Source organism: Marinobacter sp. (assembly GCF_041690615.1).
Taxonomy (GTDB): Bacteria; Pseudomonadota; Gammaproteobacteria; order Pseudomonadales; family Oleiphilaceae; genus Marinobacter.
Genome location: NZ_JAWLGY010000001.1, coordinates 31,056 through 44,316, shown reverse-complemented (window position 1 = coordinate 44,316; position 13,261 = coordinate 31,056). Strand labels below are relative to the sequence as shown.

Here is a 13,261-nt window from a genome sequence, read left to right as displayed (position 1 = left end):
AATGGCTGACCTCAGAACCGGTTGATGGGCACTTTCAGGTAAACCTGACCATTATCCTCCGCCGGAGGCATGTTCCCGGCACGCATGTTTACCTGCACCGACGGCAGGATCAGGCGGGGCATATCCAGGGTGGCGTCCCGCTCGGTGCGCATCCTGACGAACTCCTCCTCACTGACGCCCTCGTGTACGTGTACGTTGGCTTCGCGCTGCTCCGCCACCGTCGTCATATGGTTGTACTCATCCCGCCCCGGCGCCTTGTAGTCATGGCAAAGGAAGATCCGGTTCTCAGCCGGCAGCGTCAGCACCTTCTGGATGGAACGGTACAGGGTGCGGGCGTCACCACCGGGGAAGTCACAGCGGGCGGTGCCATAATCCGGCATGAACAGGGTATCCCCCACAAAGGCGGCATCGCCAATCACATAGGTCAGGCAGGCGGGCGTATGACCCGGCGTATGAAGAACCCGGCCTTCCAGGCCACCGATACTGAAGGTGTCACCTTCCCGGAACAGCCTGTCAAACTGACTGCCGTCACGGGCGAACTCGGTACCGGCGTTAAACGCCTTGCCGAAAATTTCCTGCACCTCGATGATGTGGGCTCCGATGCCGGTCTTGCCACCCAACCGCTCATGCAGGTACGGAGCGGCGGACAGGTGATCGGCATGAACGTGGGTTTCCAGTATCCACTCCACCACCAGACCTTCCCGCTCGACATAGGCAATGATCTCTTCCGCCGAGCGCACATCGGTACGGCCGGCGGCGTAATCAAAGTCCAGTACGGAGTCCAGGATCGCGCAGGCGTTGCTGTCAGGGTCACGAACCACGTAGCTGAAGGTGTTGGTGGGTTCGTCGAAAAAGTGCTGAACGATAGGATTGGACATGACCTTACCTCCCGGGTAACGATAATTTAGTTCTAAGCATATACTGGAAGGTAATATAAAGTGAAATACGGTTTTCTTATAGGGGTGATGTTCCTGATGCATCGATCAGGCAGTTCCGACCGGAACGCTTGGCCCGGTAGAGCCGACGGTCGGCTTCGGTAATCAGGTCATCCGGCGTGGGTGAGTCACCAGCGAGGCCGCTCACGTGAACCAGCCCGGCGCTGGCAGTGACCGGTATCGCCTTGCCATGAAAACTGACTGCCAGTTCCCGCACCTCATCGATCACCCGCTCCAGCGCCCATGACGCACGTTCGGGGGTGACATCTGCCAGCACCAGGATAAATTCCTCTCCGCCGTACCTGGCCGCCACGTCTGTCGCCCTGCACTGGCGTTGCAGCAGCCGGGCAAAAATGCGCAGCACCTGGTCGCCGGCCAGGTGGCCATGGGTATCGTTCACCTGCTTGAAGTGATCAATGTCCAGCATCGCCAGGGCAAACCCCTCCCCCGAGCGCTGGTGGCGGGCGAGCATCTCGGCGATACGGGGCTCCAGATATCGTCGGTTGTGGATGCCGGTGAGCGGGTCACGAATCGACTGGCTGAGCAGCTCCTCTTCCAGACGGAAGCGCTCCATGGCCTGGGCAAGCAGGTTGGCCACCAGGATCAGCAGGTCAGAGAGGTCCCGCCGCCAGCGTCTTCTGGTGAGTGAGTCCATGCCGAAGAAGCCTTCGACCGAACCCCGGGTGACGATGGGAATGCAGAACATGGCCGCCACGCCCTGTTTCTCCAGCAGGGCCTTTTCGAGAGCCGCGGAGCCGGGCAGTTTACTGACGTCCTCGATAAACACCACACGGTTGTGTTGCAGCAGGTTGAGGCTCTGTTCCTGCCACCAGCGAAACTCGGTGATATCAACATTTTGCTGGGAGTCTTTCAGCGCAGGAACGCCGGCGCGGCACCACTCATGGGTGTTGGTCATCCGGGTCATCCGCTCGGAAAACCGGTAGATATAGACACGGTCCACGTCGAAGAATTCGCCAATGCGGGCCAGAAAACGATCAATTTCCTGATCGATGTCACCGATGGGGGAGTTGATGAAGTCCGAAGACAGGCTTGCCAGCAGCTTGTGGAACTGTAGCTGATAGGCGGACTCGGCCTCTCTCTCCCGCAACTCCGCTTCCAGCTCCTTGTGGGACTGGATGTCGATGAACTGTCCATACCAGAGCGTACTGCCATCTGCTTCACGGCGGGGCACCGAATGGGCCTCAAACCAGTGATAGGTTCCATCCTTCAGGCGCAGGCGAGCCTGGTACTGCCAGGGTTCAAGCCGCGCCGCCGAAGTCCTGATGGAAGGCAACACCCCAGCCTGGTCATCCGGGTGGATAATGGCGAACACTGCAGAGGCATCCACCTCCAGCTCGCCCGGATCAAGATCGAACAGTTCGCCGACACGGCGGCTGATAAAGGGGTAGTGATGGCGGGTACCGTCGGCGCTGAGCTGATAGCAGAAGAGTATACCCGGTACGCCGGAGGCCAGCTCCGGCAGCAGGGTGGAAACCCCGGGGACAGCCCCCTCATGATCAGGCTTGGACATCATGAACCTGAACTCTGTGCTGGCTTTATTGTTTCAGACTAGCCGAACCTGCGACAGAGAGCCACAAATCCGTTGTTGCAGCATATATGTCAGATTTGACGGCAGGTAAAACCCGGAAGGTTTACCCGCCCCCACAGGCTGTCACTCGCCCGAAACCACCTTTTCTGCATCTTCCAGCGGTGTATGACGAACGTCCTCACCTTCGACCATGTAGATCACGTTCTCTGCAATGTTACAGGCATGATCACCGACGCGCTCCAGTGCCCGGAGGACCCACATTACCGCCATGCAGCGTGAGATATTACGGGTATCTTCCATCATGAAGGTCAGCAGGGTACGTGCGGCCGCCTGGTACTCCTCGTCCACCCGCTTGTCTTCCTTCATGATGCGCAGGGCCTGTTCGGCATCCAGCCGGGAAAAGGCATCCAGCGCGTCATGCAGCATGGAGGTCACATGGTTGGCGATGTGGCGGACCTCCACATAACCCCGGGGCGCCTGGCCTTCCTCCGCCAGGGTCAGGGCGAACTTGGCGATTTTCTTCGCTTCATCCCCCACCCGCTCCAGGTCAGCCACCATCTTGATCACGGAGATGACAAAACGCAGATCCCGGGCTGCGGGCTGGCGCCGGGCGATGAGGCGGGTCGCTTCCTCGTCCAGTTCCATTTCCATCTTGTCCACCACCTTGTCCCGGGCACGGATCTCGTCGGCGGCATGACCGTCGCCATCAATCAGGGCGTTGACCGCGTCCAGGGTCTGCTGTTCCACCAGGCCACCCATCTTGAGAAAGTCATTTTTCAGGCTGGACAGGTCATCGTTGAACTGATGGGAAATATGATCCCCATACATGTCATCTTTTCTGTTAGGCATAGCTTGCGTGCTCCTTTGAATCCTGACCTGAATCAACCGAAACGCCCGGTAATATAGGATTCGGTGAGTTCGTGCTCCGGCGCCGTGAATACCTTATTGGTTTCATTCACTTCAACCAGGTGCCCCAGATGGAAATAGGCGGTGCGGTGGGAAACCCGGGCCGCCTGCTGCATGGAGTGGGTCACGATGACGATAGTATAGCTCTCGGACATCTCCGCGATCAGCTCCTCCACCTTTGCAGTGGCAATGGGGTCCAGGGCCGAGCAGGGCTCGTCCATGAGGATGACTTCCGGGCTGACGGCGATCGCCCGTGCAATACACAGGCGCTGCTGCTGACCACCAGACATGCCGGTAGCAGTGGCATCCAACCGGTCTTTCACCTCGTCCCACAGGCCAGCCTTGCGCAGACTGTGCTCGACAATCTCGTCCAGGTCTGACTTGCGGTTGGCCAGCCCGTGGATACGGGGGCCGTAAGCAACGTTCTCGTAGATGGACTTGGGGAAGGGATTGGGCTTCTGGAACACCATACCCACCCTGGCCCGCAGCTCCACCACATCCCGGCGGGGGTCATAGATATTCTCGCCATCCAGCATCAGCGAGCCCTTCACCCGGCAACTGTCGATACTGTCATTCATGCGATTCAGGCAGCGCAGGAAGGTGGACTTGCCGCAGCCGGAGGGACCAATAAAGGCAATCACCTCGTTGCGTGCAATGTCCAGGCTGATATTGCGGATAGCCCGGGTGTCTCCGTAAGAGACCTCCACATTGCGCAGGGCAAACTTGGCGTCTTCACTGAAAGGCGTGCCAACGGTTTTGCCTTCCTCAATTTCTACCGTTTCCTGACGCTTTTCTTCAACCGGGTCCCTGACCGGAATGATGGTATCTTCAGGCACGCCGGCCTCCCCGGTAATTGTGGAATTCATGCTGTTCATAACGTCTCCTACCACCGGCGCTCAAGGCGCTTGCGCAGCCAGATAGCCAGTGCGTTCATGCTGATCATGAAGGTCAGAAGGACCATGATGCCCGCTGATGCCAGTTCGATAAAACCCTGTTCGGCGCTGCTTGCCCACAGATAGATCTGGACCGGGAGTACGGTAGCGGCGTCGAAGAAGCCGTCTGGCACATCGACGATAAAGGCCACCATCCCGATCAGCAGCAGCGGCGCGGTTTCTCCCAGTGCCTGGGCCATACCGATGATGGAGCCGGTCAGCATGCCAGGCATGGCCAGTGGCACCACATGGTGCAACACCACCTGCATCTTGGAGGCGCCAATGCCCTCGGCCGCTTCCCGGATCGAAGGCGGCACACTCTTGATGGCCGCCCGGCTGGAGATGATGATGGTGGGCACGGTCATCAGCGCCAGCACCAGGCCACCTACCACGGGCACTGACCGGGGCAGGCCGAACAGTCCGATAAAGACCGCCAGACCCAGCAGGCCAAAGATGATGGATGGCACGGCAGCCAGGTTATTGATATTCACCTCGATAAAGTCGGTGAGCCGGTTCTGGGGCGCAAACTCCTCCAGGTAGACCGCCGCTGCCACCCCGACCGGGAAAGAGATCGCAAGCGTAACCAGCATGGTCAGCAGCGAACCCACAATCGCGCTGAGAATCCCCGCGTTGGCCGGTTCCCGTGAATCGCCCTTGCTGAACAGGACGTCATTGAACCCGGTCTCGATCACACCCTTGTCCACCAACTCGTCGACCCATTGCTGCTGTCGCTCGGACAGCCGCACGGTGTACCGGGGGTTATCGGCATGTTTGACGTATACCGAAACCGTATCGTGGGCGAGGAACTCCATGGTCTGGGTAGTACCCAGCAGGTCAGGATTTTCTTTCAGCAGATCTCTGATATCACTGGCGCCATAGCTGCCAACCAGTCGGGCAAGTTCCCGGTTTGCGGCGCTGCCTTCCACATCCGGGAAATGCTTCTTCAGCGCCCCGATAATAGGCGCCATGAAATCAGCCATGGCCCGCTCATCCGGATCGGTCGGATCCTCCAGATACATGGTGTCGCCATCCAGTTCCACTTCGAGGGTGACCGTCGTTTTCAGGAAACCGGTATGCCCCTTGTTGATAATGTCGGCAAACAGGATGAACAGCGACAGCAGGGCCACGGCAATGGCTGCAATGCCATACATCCGGAAGCGGCGCTCCTTGCGATAGCGGCGCTTGAGTGACTGGCGGACGATGTCCACCTGGGACGATGAGTTACTCATACTGCTCCCTATATTTCCGCACGATTTTCAGGGCAATCACATTCAGGGCCAGGGTGACGATGAACAACAGCATGCCCAGGGCAAAGGCCGACAGGGTCTTGGCGCTGTCAAACTCCTGGTCACCCACCAGCAGCGTGGCAATCTGAACGGTTACCGTGGTGACCGAATCCAGTGGATTGGCAGTAAGGTTTGCCGCCAGACCCGCCGCCATGACCACGATCATGGTCTCGCCGATAGCGCGGGACGCCGCAAGCAGAATACCGCCCATGATGCCCGGCAGCGCCGCCGGGAAAATCACCTTCTTCATGGTCTCCGACTGTGTGGCCCCCAGGGCCAGGGAGCCATCCCGCAGACTCTGGGGCACGGCATTGATGACATCGTCAGACAGGGACGAAACGAACGGAATGATCATGATGCCCATGACCAGGCCAGCGGCGAGCGCACTCTGGGAGGACGCTTCCAGGCCAATAGCCTCCGCCAGGTCACGGATAAACGGCGCCACCGTCAGCGCGGCGAAAAAGCCATACACCACAGTGGGAATACCGGCCAGTAGTTCCAGCAACGGCTTGATCGTGGAACGGACTTTCTTGCCGGCATACTCGGACAGGTAAATAGCAGACAGAAGCCCGGTGGGAACCGCTACCAGCAGGGCGATGGCGGATATCAGCAGGGTGCCGGTGAACAGGGGGATAACCCCGAAGGCGCCATCAGCGCCCACCTGGTCCGCGCGCAGGGCGGTCTGGGGACTCCAGCTGGTTCCGAACAGGAATTCGGTAATGGGTACCCGCCCGAAGAAACGCACAGTTTCCAGTATCACCGAGAACACAATGCCCAGGGTCGTCAGTACCGCGAGTGCCGCACAGACGAAGAAAATCCGCCGCAGTGTCGTCTCCACACTGGTACGCGCATTGACCTGGGGCGCTACCCGGAACCAGGCAAAGGCAGCACCGAGCACGGTAATCAGGATCACCAGTACGGCCATGAACAGCTTGCTCTGTTCACGCAGGGTCTCCAGCAGGGCCGCAGCCTTGACGATAGGCTCCGGGGCAAGATCCGGGTTGAGGCTTCCTGAGGCTACGTTGCTGATCTGGGAGAGCAGCAGGCTGGCCTTGCCCGGTGAGTCAGGCCACATCTCCGGCGGCAGCGAAGCCATCACGATGCCCTGAATGATCTTGCCTTCGAAACCGGCCCACAGGGCCAGCACGATCAGCCCCGGAATCGCGCTCCACAGCGCGGCGCGTGCAGCGTAATGGGTTGGCAGCGCTTTCAGGTGGCGGACTCCGCCAAGGGGCGCTGCGACGGCTCTGGAACGCTGGAAGGCCAACCAGTAGGCCACGGCTGCCAGAATCAGTACCAGAGGAAATAGATTTGCCGTCTGCATATCAGTCTCTGAGTTGATGACGCGTTTGATAACGCAGGCGTTGACGCCTGTCTGTTTTTACGGGCTTGTTCAGATGCAACAAAAGGAACGCGGACACCTGGCCCGCGCTCCTTCCTGTTCGATGATCTTCCGTGATCAAGACTGGTCAGCGACGCTTACAGCTCGTTACCAGTCATCGGCTCCAGATCCTTGGCGCGCTTGGCGATCTTCATGCGATCTTCACGCGGGTTCGGGATCAGGCCTACATCCACCAGGTAACCGTTGTCACCCCAGGTACCTTCACTGGTGAATTCTGCCACGTACTCCTGAATACCCGGCACCACACCGACGTGGGCCTGCTTGATATAGAAGTACAGGGAGCGGGCCACCGGATACTCTTCCGCAGAAATGGATTCCGGAGTCGGCTCCACACCGCCGATAGTGGCGGCCTGGATCTGGCCGGAGTTCTCCATCAGGAAGCTGTAACCGAAGATACCCAGGGTATCCGCGTCACGGCTCAGACGCTGAACGATCAGGTTGTCGTTTTCACCTGCCTCAACGAAGGGACCGTCTTCACGCATGCTGTGACAGACAGACTTCATGTCGCTCTTGGCCATGGACTTGATGAAATCGAACTGCTTACAGCCACCTTCCATTGCGATCTCAACGAAGGCGTCACGGGTACCGGAAGTCGGGGGCGGTCCCATTACACTGATTTCCATGTCCGGCAGGCTGGAGTCAATATCACTCCACTTTTCGTAAGGGTTGGCCACCAGCTCGTCGCCGCCATCCGGGTTCGGCACTTCCTTGGCCAGGGCCAGGAAGATCTGCTCCAGGGAGAGATCCATTTTCTCGGCATCCTTGGAGTTGGCGATGACAATGCCATCGGCACCGATACGCACCTCAGTGATTTTCTCAACACCGTTCTGCTGACACATATCGAACTCGGACTTCTTCATGCGGCGTGAAGCGTTGGTGATATCCGGGTGCTCGGTGCCCACACCTTCACAGAACAGCTTCAGGCCGCCGCCGGAACCGGTGGATTCCAGTTTCGGGGTCGGGAAATCGGTGTTACGACCAAAACGCTCGGCAACCACGGTGGCGAACGGGTATACGGTGGACGAACCGACAATGCTGATGGTGTCCCGGGCCATGGCCGGGGTGGATACGGCTGCAATGCTGCCCGCCAGGGCGACGCTTGCCAGTGCTGTTTTCAGTTTCATCACGTTGAGTCTCCATCGGTTTATTGGCTTCGGGTTATCCGATGGTTGGGAGATTACGGACAGTCTATGACAACTTTGTTACACCCGCAGAAATAATTTCCACTTAATCTGTCGATTTCACTTGCACGCGTAGGTGTGATGAATACCATGCTCAGCAAATAACAACTCAGGTAGCACTCAATGACTGACTATGACGACGACAGGCCAACCCCCCGCGGCGAGCTGATGATCCAGCTGGTTCCCCTGCCCGCCGATACCAATGCCAATGGCGACGTTTACGCCGGCTGGCTGGTACAGCAAATGGACACTGCCGCCGGAACCCTGGCTGGCCGCATTTCCCAGGGCCGCAATGCCACCGTGGCCATGGACCGGATGGAATTTCTCTCCCCCCTGCGCATCGGCGCCCAGGTGGGCTGTTACTGCGAACTGGTGGATATCGGCCGCAGTTCCATGAAAATCCACGTGGAAGTGTGGACCCGTGACCGCAACAACAAGCCACCCCGCAAGGTGACCGAGGGACTGTTTGTCTACGTGGCCATTGATGAACACGGCCGCATCCGCGAAGTACCGGAGCAATAACCGCCAACCCCGGTTCCCGACGTGCTGACAAGAAGGCACCGGGGCCGGGCCATTACCTTCCTCAGTGTCTCGTTTTTCTTATAAATGTAAGACCTGTAGCCACCCTGCCCGGCTGTCATAAAAACATCATCCGATTTCTATAGGTTTGGATCTGCATTCTCCGAAACCAGAAGGATATCTGTGATGAAAAAGCTCAAGCTGCTGGCCTGTATCTCCCTGCTGCTGCCTGTCGCAGCCACTGCCGAATTCAAGCTGGATGACCGTTACCAGGACAAGGATGGCGACCTGATTGCCGACATCCCCACCGATGCCTCAAAGCAGGTGGATCCCTCTACCCTGATCTTCGCCTACACTCCGGTAGAAGACCCGGCGGTTTACCGGGAAGTCTGGTCCGAGTTCCTGGATCACCTGGCCGATACCACCGGCAAGAAAGTGCAGTTCTTCCCGGTTCAGTCCAATGCCGCCCAGATTGAGGCCATGCGGGCCGGTCGCCTGCACATTGCCGGCTTCAACACCGGCTCCAACCCGCTGGCCGTGGCTTGCGCCGGATTCCGTCCATTCACCATGATGGCGGGAGCAGACGGCTCGTTCGGTTATGAGATGGAAATCATCACCTATCCCGATTCCGGTATAGAGGATGTGGAAGACATCCGTGGCAAGGAGATGGCCTTCACCTCCCAGACGTCCAACTCCGGCTTCAAGGCGCCGTCTGCCATCCTCAAGGCCGACTACAACATGGTCGCCGGCGAAGACTTCGAGCCGGTATTCTCCGGCAAGCATGATAACTCCATCCTGGGCGTTGCCAACCAGGACTACCCCGCTGCGGCCATCGCCAACTCGGTGCTTAACCGTATGCTGAGCCGGGATGTGGTCAGCGAGGACCAGATTGTTTCCCTCTATAAATCCCAGACCTTCCCCACCACCGGTTACGGCATTGCCCATAACCTGAAGCCGGAACTCCAGGAAGCGATCCAGGAAGCCTTCTTCTCCTTCGAGTGGGAAGGTACAGCGCTGGAGGAGGAATTCTCCAAGTCCGGTGAGGCGCAGTTCGTGCCGATTACCTTCCAGGAGCACTGGGAAGTTATCCGCAAGATCGACGACGCCAACGGCGTTGTATATAACTGCCAATAAGCGGTGAAAAGTCTACGTGCTTGAACTCAGCAATCTCTCCAAGACTTACCCCACCGGGGACGCAGCCCTGCGCCAGGTCAGCTTCGAGGTACCGGCTGGCCAGGTGGTGGGGCTGATCGGCCCCTCGGGCGCAGGCAAGTCCACCCTGATCCGGTGCATCAACCGGTTGGTGGAGCCATCCGGCGGACAGATCATCCTGTCCGGCACCAACCTGGTGACACTGCGGGGCAATGCCCTGCGTCGCGCCCGGCGCCGGATCGGGATGATCTTCCAGGAATACGCCCTGGTGGAACGCCTCACGGTGATGGAAAACGTACTGTCCGGCCGGCTCGGTTACGTGCCGGCCTGGCGGTCGTTTCTGCGCCGTTATTCCCGTGAAGACGTGGCAAAGGCTTTCTCACTGCTGGAACAGGTGGGACTGTCGGACCATTTCAACAAACGGGCGGATGCCCTCTCCGGGGGCCAGCGCCAACGGGTAGGCATTACCCGCGCGCTGGAACAGGACCCGGAACTGCTGCTGGTGGACGAGCCCACGGCTTCCCTGGACCCCAAGACCTCCCGCCAGATCATGCGCCTGATTGGCAATGCCTGTCGGGAACGCAACCTTCCGGCGATCATCAACATCCACGACGTGTTGCTGGCCCAGCAGTTCACTGACCGGATCATCGGCCTTAAAGCAGGCGAAGTGGTGTTCGATGACAAGCCCGAAGCCCTGACCGACCAGGTTCTTACCCGCATCTATGGGGATGAGGACTGGACACAGATGCGGGGCGAGGACAGTCGCCACGAGGAACCCCAGACACCCGCTGTCGATCTGGCAGAGGGGGTATAATTGATGGCGCACAGCTACCCCACCCGCTGGAAACGGCCGCCGGTGCTGCTGACCAATCCCTTTTGGCGCCGGGCGATCTACACCGGCGCCCTCGTCTACCTGGTACTGGCACTGCAAAGCGTGGAGATTGACTGGCAGCGGGTATGGCTGGGGCTGGACCGGGGTTGGAAATTCGTCGAGGGTTTCCTGCTGCCAGACTTCACCACCCGCTGGCGGGATATCCGCGAGGGGCTGGTGGAAAGCCTGACCATGACGGTGACCTCCACGGTTGCCGGCATCCTGGTTTCAGTACCGATTGGCATCGGCGCCGCCCGCAACCTGGCACCTGCCCCTGTTTACCTGCTGTGCCGGGGTATTATTACCCTGTCTCGTTCGTTCCAGGAGGTGATCATTGCCATCCTGCTGGTGGCCATGTTCGGCTTCGGTCCCTTCGCCGGTTTCCTGACCCTGGCATTCGCTACCATCGGCTTCCTGTCGAAATTACTGGCGGAAGATATAGAAGAGTGCGATCACAGCCAGCTGGAAGCCATCCGCGCTACCGGCGCCGGCTGGTGGCAGGTGGTGAACTACGCGGTACAGCCCCAGGTAATGCCGCGACTGGTGGGTCTGTCGCTGTATCGCCTGGATATCAACTTCCGGGAATCCGCAGTCATTGGCATCGTCGGAGCTGGCGGTATCGGTGCCACCCTGAATACCGCCATCGACCGGTACGAGTATGACTCCGCCGGTGCCATCCTGATCATCATTATCGCCATCGTGCTGGTGGTGGAATACAGTTCATCCTACATCCGCAGGTGGGTTCAGTGATCGCGACCACTCAGAAACCCGTGTGGCATTACCGTACCCAGAAACAGACACTGCTGCGGTGGCTGGGCTGGTTCGCGCTGGTGGCGCTGACGGTGTTCAGCTGGCAGCTGATGAACGAGAACACCATCTGGGCCTTTGTCAGTGACGCGCCGGACCAGGCCGCTGATATCGGCGAGCGCATGTTCCCGCCGGCCTGGGGTTACACAGGCCAGCTCTGGGGACCCCTTTGGGACACCATCAATATCGCGACCCTGGGCACTCTGCTGGGCGTTCTGTTTGCCGTGCCCGTGGCGTTCCTGGCGGCCAGCAACACCACGCCCAGCACCCGCTTTGTGCGCCCGCTGGCTTTGCTCATCATCGTGGCGTCCCGGTCCATCAACTCCCTGATCTGGGCATTGCTGCTGGTGGCCATTATCGGCCCCGGGCTTCTTTCCGGCATTATCGCCATTGGCCTGCGCTCCATCGGATTCGTCGCCAAGTTGCTCTATGAGGCCATCGAGGAGATTGATACCAGCCAGGTGGAGGCCGTGCGCGCCACCGGCGCCAGCGGTGCCCAGGTAATCGACTATGCCATCGTGCCGCAGATTCTACCGGCGTTCTGGGGTATCAGCGTATTCCGCTGGGACATCAACATTCGCGAATCCACCATCCTGGGGCTGGTGGGCGCCGGGGGCCTGGGCATACAGCTCAATGCCTCACTGGCTACCCTGGCGTGGAACCAGGTGGCGATGATCTTCGTGGTGATCCTGGCCACGGTCGTGGTGTCGGAATGGGTTTCCGCGAAGGTGCGACAGGCGGTAATCTGACCCAATGGAAGACACACACCCGACCGCCTTCGCCGGGGTAACCCCTGACCCGGCCTGGGCCTTTGACCAGTACCAGCGCCTGCGGGACCAGCTTCCCCGGGCCGATCGCAAGCCCGGCACCACCCAGGCACTGTTATCACTGGAACCGCTACAGGACCGGTTCGACGCCTTTGTGTTCGATGCCTTCGGCGTACTGAACACTGGCATGGCGGTTATCCCCGGCGCCGTAGCGCGCCTCGCCCGCTTGCAGGCCGCTGGCAAACCGGTACTGGTACTCTCCAACGCCGCCACTGCCAGTCAGGCGGCGCTGACTGACAAGTATCGGGCAATGGGCTTCGACCTGACGGAAAACCAGATCATTTCCAGCCGCTGGTTGCTAGAAGATTCCCTTGGCCGAGAGCCACGGGATGGACTCTGGGGCGTGATCGCACCGGCGGCGTCTGACAGCCAGACCCTGCCCGGCATTCGCCAGCACCCCGTTCGGCCGGGTATCACTGACGACGAACTGGATGCCTGCGACGGCTTTATCTTTCTGAGCAGTGAAGACTGGAACGAGGTATTGCAGGAAAAGCTTACGGCCAGCCTGGAGCGACACCCCCGCCCCCTGGAAGTGGCCAATCCGGACCTGGTGGCTCCCCGGGGCGATTGCCTGACCCTGGAACCGGGCTTCTTCGCCCATAAACTGCGGGAAGACACCGGCATCAGCCCACGGTTCTTCGGCAAGCCCTACGGCCCGGCATTCCAGGCTGCCCTGGAGCGCCTTAAAGGGATTCCCGCTCACCGGGTGCTGATGGTCGGGGACACCCTGCACACTGACATCCTTGGCGCCCGGGCCACCGGCATGGCAAGTTTGCTGGTGAGCAGCCACGGCTCGTTGGCAGGCATGAACCTGGACAGCTGCATCCGCCAGTCCGGTATTACACCGGACTTCGTCACACCCTCAATCTGAACCAGCGACAACCCTTGTCTGGT

The 13,261-nt window shown here is 59.6% G+C and carries 13 protein-coding genes; 6 read left to right on the top strand and 7 right to left on the bottom strand.

Annotated features, from left to right (window positions below):
* Positions 1 to 11: 11 nt before the first annotated feature.
* The 7 genes from ACESMZ_RS00200 to ACESMZ_RS00170 form a co-directional block, all read right to left on the bottom strand.
* Positions 12 to 878 (bottom strand): MBL fold metallo-hydrolase, encoded by an 867-nt coding sequence (locus ACESMZ_RS00200; RefSeq protein WP_372972056.1) that lies wholly within the window; start codon positions 876 to 878, stop codon positions 12 to 14.
* Positions 879 to 954: 76 nt separating this feature from the next.
* Positions 955 to 2,469 (bottom strand): diguanylate cyclase, encoded by a 1,515-nt coding sequence (locus tag ACESMZ_RS00195; protein ID WP_372956087.1) that lies wholly within the window; start codon positions 2,467 to 2,469, stop codon positions 955 to 957.
* Positions 2,470 to 2,607: 138 nt separating this feature from the next.
* A complete protein-coding gene (gene phoU, locus ACESMZ_RS00190; RefSeq protein WP_372956086.1) occupies positions 2,608 to 3,333 on the bottom strand; it encodes a phosphate signaling complex protein PhoU in 726 nt (241 codons plus the stop codon).
* A 32-nt stretch (positions 3,334 to 3,365) separates the two neighbouring features.
* Positions 3,366 to 4,265 carry a phosphate ABC transporter ATP-binding protein PstB gene (gene pstB, locus ACESMZ_RS00185; protein ID WP_372956085.1) on the bottom strand — a complete coding sequence of 300 codons (900 nt, stop codon included), beginning with the start codon at positions 4,263 to 4,265 and terminating at the stop codon, positions 3,366 to 3,368.
* Between the two features lie 8 nt (positions 4,266 to 4,273).
* Positions 4,274 to 5,551 carry a phosphate ABC transporter permease PstA gene (gene pstA, locus ACESMZ_RS00180; protein WP_372956084.1) on the bottom strand — a complete coding sequence of 426 codons (1,278 nt, stop codon included), beginning with the start codon at positions 5,549 to 5,551 and terminating at the stop codon, positions 4,274 to 4,276.
* Positions 5,544 to 6,932, bottom strand: coding sequence for a phosphate ABC transporter permease subunit PstC (gene pstC / locus ACESMZ_RS00175; protein WP_372956083.1), 1,389 nt, complete (start codon positions 6,930 to 6,932; stop codon positions 5,544 to 5,546). The genes pstA and pstC overlap by 8 nt, the downstream gene beginning before the upstream one ends.
* Before the next feature lie 155 nt (positions 6,933 to 7,087).
* On the bottom strand, positions 7,088 to 8,137 hold the full coding sequence (locus ACESMZ_RS00170; protein WP_372956082.1) for a substrate-binding domain-containing protein: 1,050 nt from the start codon (positions 8,135 to 8,137) through the stop codon (positions 7,088 to 7,090).
* 177 nt (positions 8,138 to 8,314) lie between these two features.
* Here ACESMZ_RS00170 and ACESMZ_RS00165 point away from each other — a divergent pair, with 177 nt between their 5' ends.
* The 6 genes from ACESMZ_RS00165 (at position 8,315) to ACESMZ_RS00140 (ending at position 13,238) form a co-directional block, all read left to right on the top strand.
* Complete coding sequence (locus tag ACESMZ_RS00165; protein WP_372956081.1) at positions 8,315 to 8,713, top strand: acyl-CoA thioesterase; 399 nt, start codon at positions 8,315 to 8,317, stop codon at positions 8,711 to 8,713.
* Positions 8,714 to 8,896: 183 nt separating this feature from the next.
* Positions 8,897 to 9,844 (top strand): phosphate/phosphite/phosphonate ABC transporter substrate-binding protein, encoded by a 948-nt coding sequence (phnD, locus tag ACESMZ_RS00160; RefSeq protein WP_372956080.1) that lies wholly within the window; start codon positions 8,897 to 8,899, stop codon positions 9,842 to 9,844.
* A gap of 16 nt (positions 9,845 to 9,860) precedes the next feature.
* Positions 9,861 to 10,676 (top strand): phosphonate ABC transporter ATP-binding protein, encoded by an 816-nt coding sequence (phnC, locus tag ACESMZ_RS00155; RefSeq protein WP_372956079.1) that lies wholly within the window; start codon positions 9,861 to 9,863, stop codon positions 10,674 to 10,676.
* A 3-nt stretch (positions 10,677 to 10,679) separates the two neighbouring features.
* Positions 10,680 to 11,483, top strand: a complete 804-nt coding sequence (phnE, locus tag ACESMZ_RS00150; protein WP_372956078.1) for a phosphonate ABC transporter, permease protein PhnE — start codon at positions 10,680 to 10,682, stop codon at positions 11,481 to 11,483.
* Positions 11,480 to 12,289, top strand: a complete 810-nt coding sequence (phnE, locus tag ACESMZ_RS00145) for a phosphonate ABC transporter, permease protein PhnE (protein ID WP_372956077.1) — start codon at positions 11,480 to 11,482, stop codon at positions 12,287 to 12,289. The genes phnE (ACESMZ_RS00150) and phnE (ACESMZ_RS00145) overlap by 4 nt, the downstream gene beginning before the upstream one ends.
* Before the next feature lie 4 nt (positions 12,290 to 12,293).
* On the top strand, positions 12,294 to 13,238 hold the full coding sequence (locus ACESMZ_RS00140; RefSeq protein WP_372956076.1) for an HAD-IIA family hydrolase: 945 nt from the start codon (positions 12,294 to 12,296) through the stop codon (positions 13,236 to 13,238).
* Positions 13,239 to 13,261 lie beyond the last annotated feature (23 nt).

Excerpts from the sequence above, each read along its gene's own strand:
- pstC (WP_372956083.1), bottom strand. The coding sequence starts at position 6,932 with ATGCAGACGGCAAATCTATTTCCTCTGGTACTGATTCTGGCAGCCGTG.
- phnE (WP_372956078.1), top strand. The coding sequence starts at position 10,680 with ATGGCGCACAGCTACCCCACCCGCTGGAAACGGCCGCCGGTGCTGCTG.
- ACESMZ_RS00195 (WP_372956087.1), bottom strand. The coding sequence starts at position 2,469 with ATGATGTCCAAGCCTGATCATGAGGGGGCTGTCCCCGGGGTTTCCACC.
- pstA (WP_372956084.1), bottom strand. The coding sequence starts at position 5,551 with ATGAGTAACTCATCGTCCCAGGTGGACATCGTCCGCCAGTCACTCAAG.
- phnD (WP_372956080.1), top strand. The coding sequence starts at position 8,897 with ATGAAAAAGCTCAAGCTGCTGGCCTGTATCTCCCTGCTGCTGCCTGTC.
- phoU (WP_372956086.1), bottom strand. The coding sequence starts at position 3,333 with ATGCCTAACAGAAAAGATGACATGTATGGGGATCATATTTCCCATCAG.
- ACESMZ_RS00165 (WP_372956081.1), top strand. The coding sequence starts at position 8,315 with ATGACTGACTATGACGACGACAGGCCAACCCCCCGCGGCGAGCTGATG.
- pstB (WP_372956085.1), bottom strand. The coding sequence starts at position 4,265 with ATGAACAGCATGAATTCCACAATTACCGGGGAGGCCGGCGTGCCTGAA.
- ACESMZ_RS00140 (WP_372956076.1), top strand. The coding sequence starts at position 12,294 with ATGGAAGACACACACCCGACCGCCTTCGCCGGGGTAACCCCTGACCCG.
- ACESMZ_RS00200 (WP_372972056.1), bottom strand. The coding sequence starts at position 878 with ATGTCCAATCCTATCGTTCAGCACTTTTTCGACGAACCCACCAACACC.